Source organism: Paenibacillus sp. GL_099_B (assembly GCF_057835695.1).
The window spans coordinates 1,191,788-1,214,295 of sequence record NZ_CM174430.1 but is presented as its reverse complement, the minus strand read 5'-3'; the positions used below and the strand labels follow the sequence as shown (position 1 = coordinate 1,214,295).

Sequence of the window (22,508 nt, the reverse complement as noted above, 5' to 3'; positions counted from 1 at the left end):
TCTATTTCAATTCTTCCTCCCAGGACCATTCTTCCAGGTTGGATGTCACAGGCCACCCATGACCATGTGGATGGATCTGCTGTTCACCGATATTTAAACCATTCTTCACCAAATACAGATGATCAATGTTCACCAGCCATGCCCATGGCGCATCGCCTTGGTAACTAAATCCTGTCGATCCATCCCACTCCGCTTTCTGCCAGAAGGGCAGTGCTTCTTCTTCCGTTGTCGCTTGGAGAGCTTGTTGCATCCAGTTGTCCACAGTTGGGTTACTGTACAATCCAGTGTTGTAGTAACCTTTCCCTTTATGGGTACTACTGTAGAGGTTGTATGTCTCAAGCGGATCATGACTTCCCCACCCAAATAATACGGCATTAGTATAGGCTAGCTTTTTCGTCTCTTCCCTGCTCTTTCCCTCTACATTGACCTTAATCCCTGCCTGGGCCACCATATCCGCAGCAGCCAGCGCTAAAGATTGTCTCGTTAGATCCCCTGCAAAATAAATCAGATTGAACTCGGCCTTTATGCCGTTCTTTTCTACAATTCCATCACCATCTGTATCCACCCAGCCGCCATCAGCCAGAATCTGCTTCGCTTCATCGGGATTCCCATCTGCAAAAACAGAATCCGGATTGCTCCACGGCAGGTCGTCGCTGACCGAGTAGGCTGGACGACCTTGCCCCTCCAGTACCCCCTCCACCAATGCAGTGCGATCAATCGCGACATTTACCGCTTTTCGAATGGAGATATCGGAAGTAACATCATTGCCTGCCGGCAGGCCGTCACCAGACTTAGCTCCTGCGGGTTGCATCGGGAACATGATGCCCCGGTTATCGACTGTTTTCACTGATTCCAGCTTCATGCCGCTTACCTGCTGCTTGCTGAATGCCGCCGGGATAGCCGCAATATCGACTGTTCCGGCTTGCGCCGCTGCAAAGGCTGCATCCTCATCCAGATAGAGGAACGTCAGTTTATGGAATGTGGACTTTTTCCCGTAATATTGTTCGTTAGCCTCGACGATCGCCTGCTGACCCTTATCCCACTGCACCAGCTTGTATGGACCAGACCCAACCGGATGCTCGGCATAATCAGGACCATAGGCGTGCTCAGGCACAACACCGAGTGTAGTCAGAAGACTGATAAACGTGGACTGCGGCGACTTCAATGTAAAGACGACAGTTGTTGTATCCGGTGCTTCCACATCAGCCATATTGGTAAGATCAATGACCGAACCGCTCTTGGCAGCCGTTTCAAACGTAAATCTGACATCTTCAGCCGTCAGTGGCTCACCATCAGAGAACTTTACATCATCCCGAAGTCTGACGGTCCAAGTCAGTCCATCTTCACTGACGGAATGCTCTGTCGCCAGATCATTGACCAGTTGGAGCTTGGCATCCCTTTTCAGCAAAGTGCTCTGAAAGAGCGGCGAGCCGTACTGTCCCCAACCTGTAGTGGGATCAAATCCACCTTCCGGTTCCGTGCCAACAGCCAGCACCAATTCGTCTTTGGGAAGAGAAGTCGCCGCCTGATGGACGCTCTCTGTTGAGGATGTCCCCTGTGTACATCCTGACAACCCAACTGTGCATATCAGTAAAATGCCTACTCCCGCTCTAACTGATCGTTTCCCCCATGAAAATCCAAGCATTTACGTTGTTCCCCCTCTAACTTTTACGATTCAATCCAATTCTGTGTTACTTTTTTTGAAAATTGTAGCACAAAATATATTTATTGTGTCAACAAACTTAACTTCGAAATCCATTTATTTTCATTTACAGGGAATTCAAAAGAGATTAACAGGGGGTTCCGTAGATGATACAGCATTTCAAGTTAGGTATTATAACAAAACAAAAAGAACAACAGATTATCGGTAATGGACCAATAATCTGTTGTTCTAAATACGTGCTATGGACAAAGTCGACTAATGCCAATGAATCGGTTATTGAAATTTTGAAAGTTAATCCGTTGAAGAATCAGGAGAATGGTGAGGATGGTAATGACTTTGTTGATTTTGGCTGTGGTCATGATTGTGCGGACTGTGGTGGCTTGCCATTTTGTTGAGCTCATCCACATACGTTACGGACAGCTCAGCATACAGTACTCCTTTTTGGACCTGGATCTGCTGATGCAGATGACGCAATCGTCCTAAGTTGCCCCGCACCGCAATGACCTCCAAACACTGATCATGGTTCAGGTGCACATGCATATTGGAGATGATGTCATGGTGTGCCTCGTGCTGCAGCTCCATTAACCGAATAGGGAGATCACTGATATGGTGGTCATACACCATCACAATGGTTCCGGCTACATCCTGCTCGGAATGCAATGCAGAGGGCTCCAGCAATGTTTTACGGACCAAATCACGGAAAGCTTCCGAACGGTTCTTATATCCCTGCTCTTCGATATAGCTGTCAAACTGTTCGATCAGAGGCGTGGGAAATGCCACACCGAACCGGGTCAAATCTTCTTTGTCTGCCATTCATATCCTCCTGCCGCCTCGTTTGCTTCGAGTGTACCACAGTCCTGTCTTCTCATCGACTATACTGTTGTTTCTCAGTAGTAGCAAAAAGGATAATGTAGCTCGCTTTTATTTAACTCTCTTGGTCAGTTCCTGTCTGACTTTGGCGTAGGTAGCACTTACCTTCTGTTCCAGTGTATAGATATGTTGTTTGGAGCCTGCCCATTTCTCTGCCGCTGTAGCCAAGGAGTTCAACGAGCTTAATACACGTGATGACTGGCCTAGTTTTGCACTCTGTTTGAACTGCTGTAACGCGTTTGAATATCGCTCTCTCGACAGGCTCGCCTGTTTTTTGCCCGTTTGAATCTGCCTCTTCACCTGATCGGCTCCAGCCAGTAAAGTACGTAACCTTTTTACTTCTGTACTCTTCCGTTTGCGGGCTTCAGCAAGCTCTTTTTTCTTGAAACGAATGTCTTCTCGGGCAAGCTGAACAACTGGTTTCAACGTGTCCGCTTGGGTGCGAATAGCCGCACTCCATTCTTTGTTTTTGATCGCTTTGGCGGCGTCGAGCTGCCTATTCACTGAACTGTACAAGGCAAACAAAGACTCATACCGGGCCTCGGTTTGCTTTACCTTTTCGGTTAGACCCGCGATCTTTGCATCATCGATTTGCCTTATACTTACACGTAATTGTTCCAGCTCCTTGGTATTGGCGGCATGAATGGTCTTTGTCTTTTGTTCCCAAGTCCGTTCCTGCGCCGTCCAGTTCCCAACGTTCTCGTACGCTCGTTGCAGGGCCAACTTGTTCAGCGAATCGGCCTTGCTCAGCACGGTTTCCCACGCCTTCTGGGCTGTTACGCCAAGCTCAGGGCCCGCCGCTTCAGCAGCGGAGGAATAATACATCACACTGATACTGAAGATGATGATGAGTCCCAGGCTCATACGCGTCCATACGTTAGCGCAAAGGTTAGGGCGTGGCCCGTATCGGTTACTCATGAAACTACGATCTCTCATGCTCCTCATACGGGATTGGTTCATGATCTGTTGCTTGTCTTCATTCCCCTCATTTAAGCGGCTTTGCCTGGCTTGCACTGAACATGAACAATGACCCACCTGATGATTTTCCTTGTCCTCCAAAATTCCAGTTTGCATTCTCTTCTGCTCCCTTCAATATGAATTGATAGTTAGAACCTGCTGGAGTATCTGTGCGGTGATTCAATTACGATCCCTGATATACAAACTGGCAAAAAACAAAAAAAAGCACCCGCAAGTCAGGCGTATTGCCTGCTCTTACGGGTGCTTCCCTCATAAGCCGTTCCATATGGGATTCGCCGAAATGGTCATCATTTCGAATCGAACCACTACCTTTTTCTAATATATTCCATACTTGTATTCTGGTCAAGTCCGATCGGCAAGCAACATGTTATAACGGGAGAACCCTTCCCGCATAAAGATAACCTTACTGTCCGACCAGGATGGCTTTCATCTCTTCCGTCAGGTCCTCTTCCTTCAGTATCATATAGATGTTCTCCCCGCGGGTGACATTCAATTTGATCTGATAGAGCGTATCTCTCTCTGTTTGATAACCGGACCTTTGACGTTGAAGCAATTCGCTGATAATTTTTTTATTTTTGGTAGCGATCTGTTTGTTGCCACTTAAATTCCCGTCCACATATTCTGACTGAGGGTACACCATCTGAGGATTTCCGGGACTGTTAATCTCCTGCTTTACAAATTGTGCGGAAGCCACCTCATCTACTGGAAATTCCAGTTGCTCGTATAATTTGTTCTCTTTGAGCCAGTGCAGTACCCTGTCATAGCTTGGTTTGATCTCAAAGTTCCACATCTCCTTGGGTTGAGAAGGTTCATTCGATGAGGAATCCTGATTCATTTCAGCGTATGCAAAAGACTGCCACGGAGAACGTTGTTCCTCGTAAGTCTGGTCCATAATGTCCTGTTTCAGCAATTCCTTGAATTCACGAACTTGATTCGGATTGCTAATATATACTTTTCGGTATGAACTAACCGTTGAGCGAATGCCAATACTTAGCGCGTCCTCATCCAGCTTATACGTATCAAATGCAAATTTTTTGTAAGCCTGAGACTGCTTCAGCGCCATCAATTCCTGACGAAATTCAGGTTCGGGAATGTAATATTTGCGTTTCATCACCTTGCCGTTATCCAGCTTGTAATTAATAAACACATACTCGTCATTACGCATACCAGGATTGATGGGATCATCCAGCAAAGACAGATCAGAATCCACGATCTTCTGATGAAGAGCAATAACGGCTTTCATATATTCAGAATCACTTGAATAGAAAGGATCGTCATCCATTTTCGATGAGACACCGTTAGTATAAGTGTATCTCTCTCCACCAAGCTTGATACTGTTGACCTTGTTCAGTTCAGGTACTCGGATAACATATCCATTCCAATTGGCAACAGGGACGTACAGAATCAATCCAGCCACGATACCATATAAAGCAAACTTGGGCAGCAGTTTGCTGCTCCAGATCAACCACGTCTTGCGGATAATCATCTCGGCACCAATATAACCGACAATTCCACCGAGGATATATCCGAAGATTCCCCACCCCGATGATCCTCTTGGAGCAATTATGGTAAAGTAGGCACCGCCAATTAAAACCAGCGTAAACATTAAACCAAATCGGAATATGGGTTTAACCAGCGTAAACGTCACCGCTTGGGTAGCAGATTCCACCTGTCTCTTCGCATAGAATACGTAAGACAACGGGATGAATAACAGTGTCAATATTGAATAAATAATGAGTTCCCAACCGATCACAGGAGCTCCACTAATCGAAGCCATGCGAAGAACTAGAGATATTTTTTCTGCATTTCGCCCAACTTCATCGTACGGATATCCAAGCAGGTAATGCTGAAGATGCAAGGAAAAAATGAACCATACAACAACAGGCAACAATAGAAGCGCGTACACGGTGAGTCCCTGCAACACGGACTGTCCAATACACATACCAACAACCACGGTCAGCATGAACATAAACAACGAGTAGATGCTCATACTGAGGCCCCACATCCAGATTGAACTACCTCCGAATATAAATGCGGACTGATCCAGTGCTGCCCATACCCAGCCTGTGATGGCAGTCGTTATCCAGATTGGAAGCAGGATCATAATAAATCCTGTCAACAAATTAACGGTTAACAGATGCTTTCGGCGCAGCGGCAAACTGTGGAACAGATCTGAAGGTGCACCGGATTGCACATACCGGAACAGAAAAATGCCCGCAGCTACCGGGAACGTAATGGCAAACAGAATTTGCACTTCTCCATTCGCCTGAAACAAACTCGTAATCTTCTGTGGTAAATCCCGATACTCTGTACCGATATGGAGCGGTAGCGAAAACAATAACGTGATCAGGTACAAGATGCCGATCCATCCATGCTGCCTGAAATTTTGGAACAGGATGCCCCGGTTACAGAACAATCGGTTGAATATCATATCCTGCATCCTCCATTTCATAGATAAATATTTCTTCCAGCGTCAGCGGCAGCACATCCAGCAGATAGGGATCAAATGCACGGAACCGTTCCGTCACAGCCTCGCGATTGCCTTTCACAATAAACAGGGATACACTTCCACGCTGCTCTTCATGCAAAATATTCACCTGTTCGTCCATAGCCTTGGCATGATCAGGATGGCGGAAAGCGACCTGAATTTTATGTGTATCGGCCTTCAGATCATCCAAATCTTTCTCTACGATAATCCGGCCTTTGTGCATGATGGCAACATGGTCGCACAGGTCTTCAATCTCGCGCAAATTGTGAGAAGAGATCAGAATCGTCACCTGACGCTCCGCTGCTTCCTGGAACAGCAGATTCTTGATCTGCTGCCGCATGACCGGATCAAGTCCATCGATCGGCTCATCCATGAGCAGCACTTCAGGCATACAGCTGAGCCCAAGCCAGACGGCTGCCTGACGGCGCATGCCTTTGGACATGCGATGCAGTTTACGTTTCACGTCCAGTTTAAATACACTGCCGAGCTGTACAAAGCGTTCCTCATTCCAGCGCGGATATACCGAACGATAGAAGGCAGCCATCTGATGGATGGACGATTGCGGGAAAAAGTATGGCGCATCTGCCATAAAAATGGTGCGTCCCTTGAGGTCCATATTTTCATATATTTCTTGTCCCTCAATGCGAACCGTCCCGCTATCCTGACGATAGATGCCTGCCAGTATTTTGAGCAGCGACGTTTTGCCCGCCCCGTTGGAACCGAGCAAACCGTAGATCGATCCCTTATGTACTTGCATCGTGACGCCATCAACGGCTTTTTCCTGTTCAAATGCCTTAATGACCTGATTCAGCTCAATCATGCGGCTCCCCCTTCTCTATACGGGCCATCGCTTCCTCAAATAAAAGCGTCATATCGGCTTTGCTCAAACCGGAATATGAAGCTTCCGCAATCAGCTTCACCAGAGCGGCTCTGATTTCATCTCTCATGGCTGCATTCGGATGTTCCACGGACGATGATACGAAGCTCCCTTTTCCCTGCAATGAATAGATATAACCTTCACGTTCAAGTTCCCGGTACGCTTTCTGAATCGTATTCGGATTAACCGTGAGTTGCCCGGACAGTGTGCGAACGGAAGGCAGCTGCTCATCGGGTTGGAGAACACCGTACACGATCATTTCTTTGATTTTGTCCACTAGTTGCTCATAGATCGCCTTACGGCTGCGTACATCCAATTCGAACATCCCGCACCTCCTCTCTATAAAAGTTGTAATACCCTATTGATGAAAGATGACTGTATTTTGAAGTGTATATATCCAACACTAAGGTGTATTAACTGTACTACTATTATTAGTACAGTTAATACAGATTGTCAACCATTTACTTTGACTTCTCGTATGATTCGCGTTAGGTTTATATATATGATTAAAGTGACATATAGACAGGTGGAAATAGATCACTCTGTTATATAAAAGGCGTAATTTCGGGGTTTAGTTTGATTCGGGCGGTGTGCTACTGTTCGTTAAATCGCTTATCCGGCTAAATACGTTCAAAGCTTGTTCTGATCTTTCCTCTTCCGTTATGATGGAGAAGAACGTTGTGCACGTTCACTGGTTCACGCGCTCGCTTCGCTCGTTGTCTGTACAGTTGTCCCACCGTCTGGCCTATGTGTACATATTTTATAGATGGCTTTATAAAAAACTCATGAGGGAGAATTCGGGATGAATGAACAGAAACAGAATGATTCTATAGAACGTAATCGCCCAGAAACTACAAGCTTGTCAAGTAGCTTTGAAACAAACTCGACATCCACAGCTTCGACACAGCGTGTATTAATCGTAACCGCTGTTGATGCGGAAAAAGAGGCTGTACTGCGCGGTCTGGGTGACCAAGCTGCGTACTTTGATGTGATTGCTGCGGGCGTAGGCCCTGCCTCGGCCGCAGCAGGAACCGCTGCCGCGCTGGCCTTTGCCTCAGCAGCGGCTGGCGCAAATACGCCGGCACAGGGCTCCGCTGCGCCAAGCGAACCCTATGCGGCACAGGTATCTGCCGCATCCTCAAGGCCGGGGCCCCTGGCCGGAACCGGACTGACCCCAGCGTACACGCTGGTGGTCAGTGCCGGCATCGGCGGCGGGTTCCCCGGCCGGGCGGACGTCGGCTCCCTCGTGGTGGCCGACGCCATGGTTGCCGCCGATCTGGGCTCGCAGACGCCAGACGGCTTCCTCAGCGTGGACGAGCTCGGTTTCGGCTCGTCCCGTGTGGCGGCGGACGCGGTGCTTGCCGCACGCCTGCGCTATGAGCTGCAGCGGGCAGGGCTCGCTGTCAGCGGAGGCACGGCGGTCACCGTATCCACGGCGACCGGAACTGCCGAGACGGCCGCGGAGCTGCTGCGCCGCGTGCCGGATGCCGCCGCCGAAGGCATGGAAGGCTTCGGCGTAGCTACTGCAGCCCAGCAGTTCGGCGTGCCAGCACTCGAACTGCGGGCTATATCCAACGCGGTCGGTCCACGCGACCGCGACGCCTGGCGCATCAAGGATGCTCTGGATGCGCTCCAGGCTGCAAGTTCCATTTTACGGGAGGTACTTACATCATGAAAATTGCATTTTCCCCTTGTCCTAACGATACATTTATCTTTCACGCCTGGGTGCATGGACTGATTCCAGGTGCACCTGAGCTTGATGTCCGTTATGCGGATATCGATATTACCAACGGCCTTGCGGCAAATCCGGATGGACCAGATACACCTGAAGTCATGAAAATATCCTATGCAGCACTGCCTTATGTGCTGAATGATTATGCGCTCTTGCCTGCGGGCGGCGCACTTGGCAGAGGATGTGGTCCACTGGTTCTGACCGCTAACGGCACAACCGATCCGGCCTATCTCTCGGGACGCCGAGTTGCCGTGCCGAGCGAACGTTCAACAGCCTACCTGTTATTCCGTCTCTGGGCAGCACAAAATGTTCCCGGCGGTGTAGGCGAGATTGTCGTTATGCCATTCGACCAGATTATGCCTGCTGTCCGGGACGGCAAGATCGATGCCGGCTTGGTGATCCATGAAGCACGCTTCACGTACCAGAATTATGATCTCAAACTTATGACAGATCTCGGTAACTGGTGGGAAAGCGACACTGGTCTGCCAATCCCTCTGGGTGCAATCATCGCCCGTCGCAACCTGGATTCTCACGCTCTTGCAGGTTGGGCACGTGCCTCGGTGGAATACGCATGGGCGCATCCGGATGAGTCCAAAACATACGTCATGGAACATGCACAAGAGATGGACCCTGATGTAACTGCGCAGCATATCGGCCTGTACGTTAACGAGTTCAGCGCTAACCTGGGCGATGACGGTTACGGTGCAATTACAGCGTTGCTTGGTCGTGCGATGAAAGAAGGTCTTGTTCCCGAGTTCGATCTGGATTTGTTGCGGATCTAATTCGCACGGCATCAATACAAAACATACATCACTGAGGTCTGTGCCCAATTTCGTTTTTCTATTTTCTGTTGGGTACAGTCTCAGTGATGATACCTCGTGTCCAAGGCGCTAATGAATCAGTAACACCTTATTGAGCAGAATCGAGCGGAATGGAGATGCTAACGAATCTCAGTTACGTTATTTCCGATAAATCTCAGCGAAAAGACAGAAAAAACAGAATGAACGGCGAAATAACGCTTCTAGGGTTCGTAAGATTCCATTATCTATGGAAATCCGCACATTAGCGTGACTCTAGTTCGTTAGATAATACAAAGGGCTGTCCTATAAAGTCATATTCATGACAATAGGACAGCCCTTCTTAATCTATTCCAACAACACACCGAATCTATACAAAATGTTGATCCAAACTCAATTACTCCGCCGCTACCGTGCGAATCATAACCCGAAGAGCATCCAGCATCATTGGAATGGGCAGTGACGGCACCGAAGGCTGAAGCACAGCCATCTCTGTTGAAGCCGGAAAATGTACAAATCCGGCACGAATCGGAAGCTGCTTCAATCGGATATGATCTAGCACCCGGTACATCGTATTGTTGCAAATATACGTGCCTGCCGTATTGGACACCGCAGCCGGGATGCCTGCTGCCCCCATGTTATTCACCATCGCACGAATTGGCAATGTGGAGAATAGACCGTCCGGGCTGCCTTCTACAATGGGCTCGTCCACGGGATTCTGCCCTTGGTTGTCCGCATAGGAGCCAGGAGGAATATCTTTGACATTAACAGCAATCCGTTCAGGTGTAATGGCCGTCCTGCCTTTGGCTAAACCACAGGCGATGACAACATCCGGTTGATAGGATTCCATCTCTGCGATTAGCAGATCCGCACATTCATCGAAGTGCACAGGCAGCAGCACTGTTTTCAGCTCCGCTCCCTCTATCACTTCATGCGCAAGTGCCTCCATCAGTTCTCCCGTCGGATTCACCGCATCCCCGCCAAAAGGTTCAAATCCGGAGATCAGAATTTTCACCATCGCTTTTCCACTCCTGTCTATTTACTCGGATTTGTACCGCAGGCCCCACTGCCCACGAATCGTGTCCATCAGCTTCATGATTTCCAGGGATTCGTCCAGTTGGATCGTTCTGCTCTCCGTACGCCCTTCCAGAATGCAGCGCCCTGCTTCCTCCGCTTCAAACGCATATCCAATACACGTCCGGTCATCGATAAATGTCTCCGGTTCGTCCTGACCGTTCACATGCAGATAGGCTTCTTTGCCTGCCAGGAAAAGTGGTAAACGAATGTACCCTTCTGTGCCATATATGACAGCTTCGTTACTCAGGTTAAGACGAATGGCCCCATTCAGCGATGCAGAACGACCTTCGGAATAAGACAACAGTACGGAGAACTGTTCATCCACGCCCGTCTGTCCAATGTTCGCCGTACTCCACACATGCTGAGGCTGCTCGCCAAAAATCATGGACGCGAAGGAGATCGGATATACTCCTGCATCAAGCAAAGCACCCCCACCCAGATCCGGGTTAAGCAACCTGCCTTCCGGCTCCCAACCTACACGGAAACCGAAGTCTGCTTTGACCAGACGTACCTCGCCGATTCTGCCTTCCGCGATCCATGCTCTGGCTTGGGTAATCGGTGGCAGAAAGCGTGTCCACATGCCTTCCATGAGAAAAAGCTTGCGCTCACGCGCCTTATCCACCAATTGCTCCAGCTGACGGGCATTCATCGTAAACGGTTTCTCACAGAGTACCGCTTTGCCCGCTTCCAGACAAGCAAGCACATTTTCTTTATGTAACGGATGCGGTGTTGCCACATAAATAATATCCACTTCAGGGTCCTGCAGCATTTCATCATATGAACCGTAAGCGCGTGCAAAACCATATTCGGTTGCAAACTTCTCTGCGCTTTCGGATGTTCGTGAACCCACCACCGCTTTTACGGCGTTTCCGGCATGCTCCAGATCTCGCGCGAACTGGGATGCAATCCATCCTGTACCCATAATGCCCCAATTCACTTTGTCCCGTCCAACAACTTTCGTCATCGTAAAGCCTCCCCTGATATCAAATTATTTTAAAAAGATCACGATCTCGATTAGGCCAACATGGAGTCTTCTTTATTTTACCAAAAAGAACCGCTTGCGTCAGACCAGTTTCATCTCTCCCATTTCATGTTCTAAGTTCAATGATCTAATTGAGATTCACTCTCATTTCAATTTTTTCGTATTTTTGCTAAGATGATTGCAGATCACGGATGAAAGGACGACCCGACTTTGTCCACACTTTTAACTATTGAGAAGCTAGTGAAACGTATCGGTCTAACCGAGCAGCGCATTTTATTTGAACATGTGAACGCAGTAGTGGATCAGGGAGAGCGTATTGCCATACTCGGTGCATCCGGCCAAGGGAAAAGCACATTGCTCCGCATTCTCGCCCTGCTGGATATTCCTGATGAAGGAGACCTGATCTGGAAAGGAATTTCTTATCGGGATTCGGATCCTCGTATCTGGCGCATGCGCATGACTTATGTCGCACAGCAGGCTGTCATGCTGGCAGGCAGTGTGGAAGATAACCTGAAAACAGTGCATCTGCTTCACAGGCAGCCATACGATCAGGACCTCGCCCGACGCCTGCTTGCAGGGATGGGATTGGAGAATCTTGATATTCAAAAGCGGGCCATCGACCTCTCCGGTGGGGAGAAACAGCGTATAGCCCTGATCCGTTCCATGATGCTTCGTCCTGAAGTCCTGCTGCTGGATGAAGTGACTGCTTCCCTGGATCGGACCAACGCACGCCTGGTGGAAGAGCAATTGACCCGCTGGAGCCAGCAGGAAGGTACTTCGCTCGTCTGGGTTACCCATGATCAGGAACAGGCACAATCATTCAGTACAACCACCTGGTTTATGGGCAATCAGACACTGCTGGAGCGCCAGCCGACAGCTCATTTTTTTGACAATCCGGCCACCGACTTGGCCAGACAATTCATTATGCACCCTGCCCCTGCGGCAGAATAAGGAGAAATCATGTCACTCATCGCTCTGAGTTTTACCATTATATTTGTGATGCTCACCATGCTCATCTCTGTCTGGCAGAAGCTTGATCTGGAAAAGGATATTGCTATAGGCACTGTTCGTTCCGCTGTACAGCTGTTGCTTGTCGGATATGTACTTCAATTTATTTTCAACTCGGACCACCCCGCTCTCATCATTGCCATTGTCGGATTCATGATTATCGTAGCCTCCACTAATGCTGGCAAACGCGGAAAAGGACTTCGCTGGATTTCCTTATATATTGCGGCTGCAATTACCGTTACGGAGCTGCTCATGATGGGACTGTTGTTGGGACTTGGGATTGTAGAGCCTACTCCCCAATACATTATTCCATTGAGCGGTATGACCATCGGGAATGCCATGGTAGTGTCCGGGCTGTTCCTGAATCAGATGAAACGCGAGGTCGAATCCTCCAAAGGAGAGATTGAATCGCTGCTTGCACTGGGCGCAACGCCAAGACGTGCTTTTCAGGACGTATTGAAACGTTCCGTGAAATCCAGCATGATCCCCACGATCGATGGCATGAAAACGGTAGGACTCGTACAGCTTCCTGGCATGATGACAGGCATGATTATTGCGGGTGCCGATCCGGTTGAGGCCGTGCGTTACCAGATTCTGATCGTGTTTGCTTTTACCAGTTCGGCCGCCATTACCAGCATCCTGCTTAGCCTGATGACGTACCGACAGTGGTTCACATCGGATATGCGGCTGCGTTCGCTATGATATATCAACCTCATCAGGATCAGGAAAGGAGGCCACACGATGTTAACCCATCCGAGCACCAATAATAACCGGAATACCGCCCACATGTTGACCCAACCAGATCAGCCGAAACGCACTGATGAATCCATGACACGAACGGAAATGGATGCTTTTCTAAACGATGCGTTGCTCGAACTGCGTCAGGCAGAGCTGGTTACCGTGAATACACATTGGCAATGGAGTCAGACTGAGCTTCCTCATCATACCTTTGTCTACATGCACAAATTCACGGGCAAGCTGGTAGTAAACGGAATCGAATCCCTCGTCGCCCGGAAGTCCGCTTTCCTGTGTACTCCGGGAACATCCCTGGAGCTTTTCTCTGATGCGGACCATGAGATTGAACTGTATATCATTCATTTCGATCTGTTTCGGGTTGCTGAGAAAACGGAAGAACGGCGAATATATGAGCGAGAGCTTGGTTCACCTTTAACAGGGTGGATTCAAGGCCCTTACTATGGGATACAGCGAATTGCCGCACAATTAACAACCGAAGCTTCTCAGACTAGCCTGAAAGTGCAGCTGCTTCTGACCGATCTGCTTCATACGCTCTGGCCGCAGGAAGGTCAGTCGGATGTGGATGGACAGGACGAGCCTGAACAGTGGCTCAGATCAACCTTGCAGTACATGCGGGAAAACTATATGAACGAAATCAAACTCGAGAAGCTGGCCGAACTGGCAGGTATGCATCCTTCGTATTATTCACAGCTGTTCAAGAGCCGGATGCAGAAAAATCCTATCGAATATATCACTCATTTACGAATGAATCGGGCCAAGGAATTGCTCATGACTTCAGATCTGCGTATTCGTGATGTGGCCCGCCAGGTAGGCTATCGGGATGAATTCTATTTCAGCCGCCGCTTCAGGAACCATGCTGGTTATGCGCCAACTTCCTATGCCAAGCAGGTACATCGAAATATCGTCTCACTCTCCTATCCATACACCGATCACCTGATGACACTTGGCATCACACCATGTGCAGCTCAAATACAAGGCCATCTGCCCCATGTTCCCAAATCGTTGACGCTGCCGTTCCATGCCTATGAACCCTGGGAACAGGGACGCCAGGCATTCCTTGATGTGAATCCCGATTTGATTCTAACTAAGGATAACGCAGCTGCTAAAGCGATGGAACATATTGGAGATGTCGCTCCAATCATCACCATCCCTTGGAATCAGACAGACATGTTCGGTCATTTGCAGAAAATCGCCTCTATCGTGGATCGTACTCAAGCGGCAAAGGAGTGGCTAGATCGGCATGAGCGTAAGGCGGAGCGGGCTCGCAAAAAGATCAGGGAGACAGCGGGTCAGGTCACCGTCGCTATCTGTACCTTAACTGCAAAAGGACCGCGCATGTACAGCAATCGCAACTTCGGTCATGTATTTTACCGCAGCCTGCAGCTGTCCCCTCCTGATCGAATTCAGAAAGAACTAACAGGCAAACCTGCTGGTGTGGGATTCAACTGGACGTCTTTCACGCCTGGAGAATGGGATGGCCTCGAAGCGGATGTGCTGCTGATTGCGGTTACGTCCATGAACGAACGTACCACTCTGTTACAGCAGATTACTGCTGATCCGTTGTGGAAGAACTATCCCGCGGTAAAAGCTGGACGCGTTCATGTCATAGACTGGAATTCATGGGTGGTATACGCTCCGTATTCCATCAACATCCAGCTCGATGAAGCGCTCTCTATGTTGACGAACAAACCAGCATTTCTGTAATCTAAAAAATGTCCATCTCTATAATCTTAATTTATGCCATGTACGGGCCTGAATTAAGATTTTATAATGTTCTCTAATTGATAATGATAATCAATAACAACAGCAATGCGTTGTTGGTAACAAAGGAGTGACCCGCATTCAACATCCGGGACTGTCACAACGTCCGTCCAAATCACGAAAATCCGCAGTGACGGTTGGCCTGATGTTTTTGGCGGCCATTGCCGCACTGCTGCTAAGTATGTTTGCCGCCATTTCTCTTGGTGCCAAGGGGCTGACACTGGAAACCGTATGGACTGCCATATTTCAGTACAACCCGGCTTTGACGCCGCATCAGATTATTCACGAACTACGGCTGCCACGTGTAATTGCTGCTGCTGTGATTGGTGCCGCCTTTGCTGTGGCCGGAGCGCTCATGCAGGGAATCACACGCAATCCGCTGGCAGACACCGGCATTCTGGGGATTAATGCAGGCGCTACCTTTGTCGTGGCGCTCAGCTTCGCCTTCTGGCCGGGATTGCCTTATGGCTGGATCATGTTCCTGTCGTTTGCAGGGGCTGTGCTCGGCACTCTGCTCATTTTCCTGCTGGGTATGGCGGCACCCGGAGGTCTAACCTCCATCAGGCTTACCGTTGCGGGTGCCGTTATTGCAGCCATGCTGAGTTCGCTCAGCACCGGTGTCGCCATATATTTTGATTTGAGCCAGGATTTGGCCTTCTGGTATGCGGGTGGTTTCGGGGGGATTGAATGGCGGCATCTGAAGTTGATTCTGCCTGTTCTGCTGGTTACCCTCGTGCTCACCTTGCCCATGGCCCGTCGGATATCCCTCATGTCGCTTGGAGAAGAAGTTGCGATTAATCTCGGAATCAATCTCCGCTGGACCAGGCTGTTTGCCTTGACGGCGGTTGTTGTGCTGGCTGGCGTATCCGTTTCTGCTGTAGGCTCGATCGGCTTTGTTGGACTGGTCATTCCACATATTTCTCGCAAATTGGTTGGCGTGGATTATCGACTCATCATTCCGATGTCCTCCCTGCTCGGAGCCGTCTTGCTGGTGCTCGCCGATCTGGGATCACGCATTGTGAACCCGCCTCAGGAACTGGCAGTAGGCATTATGGTCGCCTTTGTCGGTGTACCCTTCTTCCTCTATCTGGCCCGTAAAGAAAGGAGGGCCCTATAGCGATGAACACCAATGCACCTTCACGAGGCAAACGTTCCATAGCAGTCAGTATTACGCTGCTCTGTATCGCCTGTGCCGTTATCGTTATCAGCCTCAACTCGGGAACAATTCGCCTGTCACCAATAGCCGTGCTTCACACCCTGCTTGGCTATGGTACGCCGGATGATCAGATTGTATTGTTCGACTATCGACTGCCACGGATTCTGGTTACTGTACTCGCCGGAGCGGGACTCGGTGTCGCCGGTGCTGCGCTGCAAGGCATTACACGCAATCCATTGGCCGATCCGGGCATCCTCGGATTGCATGCAGGAGCGGCTTTTGGATTGATGGTATTCGTAAGCTTCTCCCATTCCATGAATGGCTCGGTAGCCTTGCTGATTCCGTTGTTTGCTTTTGCAGGCAGTGTCGCCGCGGCGTTGATTATCATGCTGCTATCCTATGACCGACATAACGGAGTATCCCCCATTAAACTAATTCTGGTGGGAATTGCCGTAGCAGCCGGTTTCCATGCCCTGACGCTCTATCTGTCCCTGCGTTTGGATGAAGACACCTATTCCTTCGCCGCCCGCTGGCTGGCAGGTAGCGTCTGGGGCAGAGACTGGGTTCATGTTCAGGCGCTGCTTCCATGGATTGTGCTGTGCATCTCGTACATATGGAGCCGCTCCAAAACGCTGGATGCCTTCAATCTGGGAGATGCTGCCGCGACCAGTATTGGTACACCTGTCAGATCCCAACGTGTTATTTTGTTATTGTGCACGGTAGCATTATCTGCCGTCAGTGTGTCCATGGCCGGCGGGATCGGATTCATTGGTCTGGCGGCGCCGCATCTAGCCCGCAGACTGGTTGGCCCGATGCATCGCCATCTGATCCCAGCCGCCGGACTCATCGGCATGGTGATCCTGGTTGCTGCCGATACGGTTGGGCGAACGATATTTCAGCCCAATTCCATTCCGGCAGGCGTCGTGGTCGCGGCGATAGGCGCGCCTTACTTTTTATACCTGCTGGTACGAACCAAGTAATGACTTTATCGGAACAATCCGAATAATTTCACCGGTACACCCAACATAAAAACGACATCCATGAGATGTTCAAGGAGATTGAGATTACCCATGTTAAAGAAAAACCTTATGCTCTTCATGAGCATCTGTCTGGTGCTTGTACTCGCAGCCTGCGGGAACGCCAATAATTCATCCTCTGCTTCGGAAGGTTCTACTACGGACACTTCGAACACTACACAGGACACCAATTCCGCTTCCGGAGAACAACGCATCGCATCCATGTCGATCCATCTGACCAATGACCTGCTGTCTCTCGGCATTACACCGGTTGGTTCGGTGATCGGCGGGGAAGCCAAAGCCTTCCTGTCCCATGTTGCTGATCGTCTTCAAAATACAACGCCGCTCGGTCCCGTTAAGGACCCGGACATGGAAGCTTTGCTTGCCCTGAAACCGGGTGTCATCTATCTGGACGAAGAATTCTCCGGTGATGATATTGCCAAATTTGAGAAAATCGCCCCTGTACACGTCTTCAATCTGGATGATGGCACTTGGCGCGACCACCTGAAAGACATTGGTAAACTGGTAAACCGCGAGAAAGAAGCAGAGCAATACATTCAGGATTATGCGACTGAAACGGAAGAAGTGAAATCCCTGATCCACGATACAATTGGTGACGGCACCGTAATGGCTATCCGTGTTACCGCCAAAGAATTGCGTGTGTTCAGTACACGCCGTCCAATGGGCCCGATTTTGTATGAGGATCTGGGGCTGACGCCAGCTAAAGGCATTGAGGAATTCGATTCGTCCAAACCATATCAAGTTGTTTCACGTGAAGTGCTGCCAGACTTTGATGCAGATGCGATCTTCGTTGTCGTGAACTCGGATGATGAAGCTCAGAACATGTTCAAAGAACTGCAAAACAATCCGATCTGGCAAGGACTGAAGGCTGTCAAAGCAGGCCATGTCTACCCGATCGGTGCTCAACCTTGGCTGGACTATTCTTCAATCGGCAATAAAATGGCCATGGATGAAGCCAAAGAAATGTTTTCTAAGAAATAAAATGACCCTTACGCACAACATATAAAAAAACACCAAAAAACCTCTCTTTGTAGATAGGAACAGAGTCAGCAAATATGCTCTCTCCATCCGCTCAAAGCAGAGGTTTTTTTGTATCCAAACTTGTATCCCTGTAGGTAAAAGTCCGTTGCGCATGTCTCGAATCACTCTGCTTGAACCTCGCTCACCAATATAAAATCACTTGACGATATGTCAAATGAAACTTATCATTTAGTTAGTCGACTAATTAAAAGGATGGAAGCGCTTATGAAATCAGATCGAAATGAACGGTTAATGGGACAGTTATCAGAACTCGTCAAGCTACAGCGTTACAAGGTTCATGAGAAGCTTGTCAACCACCCTGAGTTATATCCTGGACAACCGCCACTGCTGTTCCAGCTTGAGCGGGAAGATGGCCAGACCCAGAAACATCTGGCAGAACAGCTTCGCCGCGCCCCTGCAACGGTAACGGTAATGCTTAAACGCATGGAAAGCTCTGGGTTTATACGGCGTGAAGCCGACCCGAAGGATCTGCGCAGTCTGCGTGTCTATCTGACTGATCAGGGCCGTGCTGCGCTTAAGGAACTGAGAGAAGTGTTCCAGGAGCTTGATCGCCAAGCCCAGAAAGATTTTACACCCGAGGAAATGCAACTCATGTCAGCTCTCGCCCAGCGCATGGTTCAGAATCTGCGAGAATATTAAATGAGGTGCTTCTGTCTGCATCAATATTTGCAACATGACTATTTCATAACGAATGAGGTGATTTTCCCCATTGTGGACGTTAAAACGATTTCTTACCCCGTATAAGTCAGCGGCTATTCTTGCTCCGCTGCTCATGGTCCTTGAGGTTGCCATGGATCTGCTTCAACCCAAGCTAATGTCCAGCATTGTGGATGATGGTGTTCTTGCAGGGAACCTGTCCCACATTATGACTACAGGTTTGTTTATGCTTCTTTTTGCGTTAATCGGATGGGTTGGCGGTGCAGGATGTACGCTGTTTTCAAGTAAAGCTGCCGTTGGATATGGCACCGATCTGCGCCAGGAATTGTTTGATCATATCCAGAAGTTCTCGTTCCGTAATCTGGATACCTTCCAGGAGGGCTCGCTTATCACACGCCTGACGAGTGATATAACCCAGATGCAGACCTTTGTACAGATGCTGCTGCGTATGTTTATCCGTTCGCCGATGCTGATTATCGGCAGTATTATTATGGCGTTTACGATCAGTGTCAAACTGGCGCTCATTCTCATTTTGTCCGTGCCGATTCTTTTTATCATCTTATATATCCTGATATCTGCTTCCTATCCGCTGTTCGCCAGCGTACAGAACAAGCTCGACAAGGTGAACGCGGTTCTTCAGGAGAATCTTGCCGGCATTCGTGTCGTCAAAGCTTTTGCACGTGCACGTCAGGAGAAGAAGCGTTTCCAGCAAGCCAATGAAGACTATACCCATACGGCAGTGAAAGCCTGGCGCATCGTATCGCTGAATGCACCGGTATTAAGCCTGATGCTGAATGCGACCATTGTAGCGGTGCTGTGGTTTGGAGGCTTTCAGGTGGTGGGAGGCGATATTGCCGCCGGGGATTTGATTGCTTTTATCAACTACGTAACTGTTGTACTCTCGTCGCTCACTTCAATCGGCATGATGATGATGAGCTTCTCCCGCGCCAAAGTGTCTGCAACACGCATTAACGAGGTGCTTCACACCCAGCCTGATATCCAATCGGGAGATGATGTGTCTCGTAAAGGAGCAGGTCAGGTGGAATTCAGGGACGTATATTTCCGCTATGATGGAGAACATACCCTCTCCGGAATTACACTGACGGCTCGGCCGGGAGAAAAAGTGGCCCTGCTCGGCTCTACAGGATCGGGCAAAACATCACTTGTACAGCTGATCCCCCGCTTGTATGATGCCTCACAGGGTGAAGTGCTCGTGAATGGAGTAAATGTGCGTAACTGGGATCTTCAGGACCTTCGCAGCCGTGTGTCCATCGTATTACAGGAATCCATCCTGTTCAGTGGCAGCATCCGGGATAACATTTGCTTCGGCAGACCTGATGCGACGGAAGCTGAACTGCGTGCCGCAGCTCAAGCAGCGGCAGCTGATGATTTTATTATGAATTTGAAAGATGGGTATGACACGGAGCTGGGTCAGCGCGGGGTCAATCTCTCAGGTGGGCAGAAACAACGGATTTCTATCGCCCGTGCCCTGCTCATGCAACCGGAGGTTCTGATTCTGGACGATAGCACAAGTAGCGTCGATCTGCGTACCGAAGCAACCATTCAGAAGGCGCTGCATTCACTAATGAAAAATAGTACCACCTTCTTGATTGCACAACGGATCTCTTCTGTAAGGGATGCAGAATGTATTTACGTGCTAGATGAAGGAGAAATCGTGGCAAGTGGTACACATGAACATCTCATGGCCCATTCATCACATTACCAATCCATTTATTATTCGCAGCAACGGAAGGAGGATGTTCAATTTGGCTAAAAACACTTCTTCCTCCATCTATCAGACCGTTGTTCCGCCGATTGGAAGACCTGGGCCACCCGGCCGAGGTCCGGTTCCCAAAGTAAGAGCCAAGAACGCCCGGCATGCCATCATCCGAGTATGGTCATACATGGGACGTCATCGCAAAGGGGTTATCACTGCTCTGGTACTGACGGCTCTTGGGACATTACTTAATCTGGCAGGACCTTATCTGCTCGGCCGTGCGGTCAATGAACATATCGTTCCCAAAATTACGGATGGACTGCTGAAAGACTGCATGTTATTGCTGACCGTATACGTCCTCGGCTCGTTCATGATGTGGGCTCAATCCTATGTCATGATCGGTGTGTCCCAACTGACTGTAAAAGATCTGCGCCATTCTCTGTTTTCACGGCTGCAACAGCTGCCGATCAGCTTTTTTGACAAAAATCAGAGCGGTGATCTGATGAGCCGGGCTACCAATGATATCGATAACGTGTCCACGACACTGAATCAAAGTGTAACCCAACTGATGTCCAGCGCCATCTTGCTGGTTGGCTCTCTGTCCATCATGTTTGCACTGGATGTCCGACTGACACTGCTCAGTCTGGTCACGGTTCCCCTGATTACGATCGCCACTCGGCTGATAGCTTCAAGAACACGCAAACATTTTACCGCCCAGCAAAAGTTGCTTGGTGAGCTTAATGGCTACGCTCAGGAAACTATTGCCGGACAAAAGGTGGTTGCAGCCTATAATCGTCAGGAGCAAGCACAAAAACATTTTCAGAATCTGAACGAGAAGCTTCGCACTTCCAGTACCCAAGCTCAGAGCGTATCTGGTCTGGTCGGGCCAACGATGAATGTCATGAACAATATCGGCTTTGCCATACTGGCAGCGGTAGGTGGATGGATGGCTTATCATGATCTGACGTCCATCGGGCTGATTGTAAGTTTCCTTGCTTACTCCCGCCAGATTGAGCGGCCCATCAATGATTTGGCAAACCAGTACAACCTGATTCAGGCAGCGATTGCAGGTGCTGAGCGTGTGTTCCACATTATTGATACACCAAGTGAATACGTGGAAGAACAGAAGAAACAACTAGAGCAGATTCAGGGTAAAGTTGTATTTGAGGATGTATCCTTTGGATATAGCCCCGAGAGGGAAATCTTGAAAAAGGTTAGCTTCACCGCCAAGCCAGGCGAGATGATTGCACTTGTCGGACCGACTGGAGCGGGTAAAACGACCATTATCAACCTGCTGCCCCGTTTTTACGAGATTACGGGCGGCCGGATTACCATTGATGGCTGTGACATCTCCGAACTGGAGAAAGACCAGCTAAGGCGCGAACTTGGCATTGTGTTACAAGACGCCTATCTATTCTCCGGCACCATTCGTGACAATATTGCCTACGGCAAACCGGATGCAACGGACGAACAGATCCAGCAAGCGGCGAAGTTGGCAAATGCCCACTCCTTCATCCGCAAATTATCGCAGGGTTACGATACCCCGATCATTTCCGGTGGCAGCAATCTGAGTCAGGGACAGCGACAACTGTTAACCATCGCTCGTGCCATTCTTGCTGATCCTGCGATTCTTATTCTGGATGAAGCGACCAGCAGCATCGATACACGCACCGAAATGCAGATTCAGGAAGCGATGCGCACCTTGATGAAGGATCGCACCAGCTTCGTCATTGCCCATAGGCTGAGTACGATCCGTGAAGCCGATCAGATTCTGGTTATTGATGACGGCAAGATCGCCGAACGAGGCAGCCATGATGAGTTGATGCAACAGCAAGGTTTCTATTATCAGTTGCATCAGGCTCAGCTTACCTGATTGGGTTCGTGTTCATTGATGATTAAAACACAGAAACA

The 22,508-nt window shown here is 49.3% G+C and carries 19 protein-coding genes; 11 read left to right on the top strand and 8 right to left on the bottom strand.

Annotated features, from left to right (window positions below; translation table 11 throughout):
• Position 1: 1 nt before the first annotated feature.
• The 6 genes from AC3ITG_RS05520 to AC3ITG_RS05495 all read right to left on the bottom strand — a co-directional run bounded on the left by AC3ITG_RS05520 (position 2) and on the right by AC3ITG_RS05495 (position 7,201).
• Positions 2 to 1,645, bottom strand: a complete 1,644-nt coding sequence (locus AC3ITG_RS05520) for an ABC transporter substrate-binding protein (protein ID WP_489253078.1) — start codon at positions 1,643 to 1,645, stop codon at positions 2 to 4.
• A gap of 309 nt (positions 1,646 to 1,954) precedes the next feature.
• Positions 1,955 to 2,476: a nickel-responsive transcriptional regulator NikR gene (gene nikR / locus AC3ITG_RS05515; RefSeq protein WP_489253077.1), complete on the bottom strand. Its 522-nt coding sequence runs from the start codon at positions 2,474 to 2,476 to the stop codon at positions 1,955 to 1,957.
• Positions 2,477 to 2,584: 108 nt separating this feature from the next.
• Positions 2,585 to 3,451: a hypothetical protein gene (locus AC3ITG_RS05510; RefSeq protein WP_489253076.1), complete on the bottom strand. Its 867-nt coding sequence runs from the start codon at positions 3,449 to 3,451 to the stop codon at positions 2,585 to 2,587.
• A 463-nt stretch (positions 3,452 to 3,914) separates the two neighbouring features.
• On the bottom strand, positions 3,915 to 5,942 hold the full coding sequence (locus AC3ITG_RS05505) for a hypothetical protein (RefSeq protein WP_489253075.1): 2,028 nt from the start codon (positions 5,940 to 5,942) through the stop codon (positions 3,915 to 3,917).
• Entirely contained in the window at positions 5,917 to 6,819 is a 903-nt protein-coding gene (locus tag AC3ITG_RS05500) for an ABC transporter ATP-binding protein (protein WP_064640337.1), read from the bottom strand. Before AC3ITG_RS05500 ends, AC3ITG_RS05505 begins: the two co-directional genes overlap by 26 nt.
• On the bottom strand, positions 6,812 to 7,201 hold the full coding sequence (locus AC3ITG_RS05495) for a GntR family transcriptional regulator (RefSeq protein WP_053783970.1): 390 nt from the start codon (positions 7,199 to 7,201) through the stop codon (positions 6,812 to 6,814). The genes AC3ITG_RS05500 and AC3ITG_RS05495 overlap by 8 nt, the downstream gene beginning before the upstream one ends.
• A gap of 477 nt (positions 7,202 to 7,678) precedes the next feature.
• Between AC3ITG_RS05495 and AC3ITG_RS05490 the strand changes: the two genes are divergently transcribed.
• Both AC3ITG_RS05490 and AC3ITG_RS05485 read left to right on the top strand, forming a co-directional pair.
• Positions 7,679 to 8,551 carry a futalosine hydrolase gene (locus AC3ITG_RS05490; RefSeq protein ID WP_489253074.1) on the top strand — a complete coding sequence of 291 codons (873 nt, stop codon included), beginning with the start codon at positions 7,679 to 7,681 and terminating at the stop codon, positions 8,549 to 8,551.
• Entirely contained in the window at positions 8,548 to 9,390 is an 843-nt protein-coding gene (locus tag AC3ITG_RS05485; protein WP_489253073.1) for a 1,4-dihydroxy-6-naphtoate synthase, read from the top strand. The genes AC3ITG_RS05490 and AC3ITG_RS05485 overlap by 4 nt, the downstream gene beginning before the upstream one ends.
• A 412-nt stretch (positions 9,391 to 9,802) precedes the next feature.
• Here the strand turns inward: AC3ITG_RS05485 and pcp are convergent, their stop codons facing one another.
• Both pcp and AC3ITG_RS05475 read right to left on the bottom strand, forming a co-directional pair.
• Entirely contained in the window at positions 9,803 to 10,423 is a 621-nt protein-coding gene (pcp, locus tag AC3ITG_RS05480) for a pyroglutamyl-peptidase I (RefSeq protein WP_489253072.1), read from the bottom strand.
• A 21-nt stretch (positions 10,424 to 10,444) separates the two neighbouring features.
• Positions 10,445 to 11,446: a Gfo/Idh/MocA family protein gene (locus AC3ITG_RS05475; RefSeq protein ID WP_489253071.1), complete on the bottom strand. Its 1,002-nt coding sequence runs from the start codon at positions 11,444 to 11,446 to the stop codon at positions 10,445 to 10,447.
• 228 nt (positions 11,447 to 11,674) lie between these two features.
• Here AC3ITG_RS05475 and AC3ITG_RS05470 point away from each other — a divergent pair, with 228 nt between their 5' ends.
• The 9 genes from AC3ITG_RS05470 to AC3ITG_RS05430 all read left to right on the top strand — a co-directional run bounded on the left by AC3ITG_RS05470 (position 11,675) and on the right by AC3ITG_RS05430 (position 22,470).
• Positions 11,675 to 12,415 (top strand): ABC transporter ATP-binding protein, encoded by a 741-nt coding sequence (locus AC3ITG_RS05470; protein WP_489253070.1) that lies wholly within the window; start codon positions 11,675 to 11,677, stop codon positions 12,413 to 12,415.
• Between the two features lie 9 nt (positions 12,416 to 12,424).
• Positions 12,425 to 13,174, top strand: coding sequence for an ABC transporter permease (locus tag AC3ITG_RS05465; protein ID WP_413375767.1), 750 nt, complete (start codon positions 12,425 to 12,427; stop codon positions 13,172 to 13,174).
• A 39-nt stretch (positions 13,175 to 13,213) separates the two neighbouring features.
• Entirely contained in the window at positions 13,214 to 14,932 is a 1,719-nt protein-coding gene (locus tag AC3ITG_RS05460; protein ID WP_489253069.1) for a helix-turn-helix domain-containing protein, read from the top strand.
• A 202-nt stretch (positions 14,933 to 15,134) separates the two neighbouring features.
• The gene (locus AC3ITG_RS05455) at positions 15,135 to 16,106 is read left to right on the top strand and encodes a FecCD family ABC transporter permease (RefSeq protein ID WP_489254416.1); all 972 of its coding nucleotides are present in this window, start codon (positions 15,135 to 15,137) and stop codon (positions 16,104 to 16,106) included.
• Positions 16,107 to 16,108: 2 nt separating this feature from the next.
• On the top strand, positions 16,109 to 17,125 hold the full coding sequence (locus tag AC3ITG_RS05450) for a FecCD family ABC transporter permease (RefSeq protein ID WP_489253068.1): 1,017 nt from the start codon (positions 16,109 to 16,111) through the stop codon (positions 17,123 to 17,125).
• A gap of 90 nt (positions 17,126 to 17,215) precedes the next feature.
• Positions 17,216 to 18,163 carry an iron-hydroxamate ABC transporter substrate-binding protein gene (locus AC3ITG_RS05445; protein ID WP_489253067.1) on the top strand — a complete coding sequence of 316 codons (948 nt, stop codon included), beginning with the start codon at positions 17,216 to 17,218 and terminating at the stop codon, positions 18,161 to 18,163.
• A 264-nt stretch (positions 18,164 to 18,427) separates the two neighbouring features.
• Entirely contained in the window at positions 18,428 to 18,862 is a 435-nt protein-coding gene (locus tag AC3ITG_RS05440; RefSeq protein ID WP_489253066.1) for a MarR family winged helix-turn-helix transcriptional regulator, read from the top strand.
• Positions 18,863 to 18,932: 70 nt separating this feature from the next.
• Complete coding sequence (locus AC3ITG_RS05435) at positions 18,933 to 20,654, top strand: ABC transporter ATP-binding protein (RefSeq protein WP_489253065.1); 1,722 nt, start codon at positions 18,933 to 18,935, stop codon at positions 20,652 to 20,654.
• Positions 20,638 to 22,470 carry an ABC transporter ATP-binding protein gene (locus AC3ITG_RS05430; RefSeq protein ID WP_489254415.1) on the top strand — a complete coding sequence of 611 codons (1,833 nt, stop codon included), beginning with the start codon at positions 20,638 to 20,640 and terminating at the stop codon, positions 22,468 to 22,470. Before AC3ITG_RS05435 ends, AC3ITG_RS05430 begins: the two co-directional genes overlap by 17 nt.
• Positions 22,471 to 22,508 lie beyond the last annotated feature (38 nt).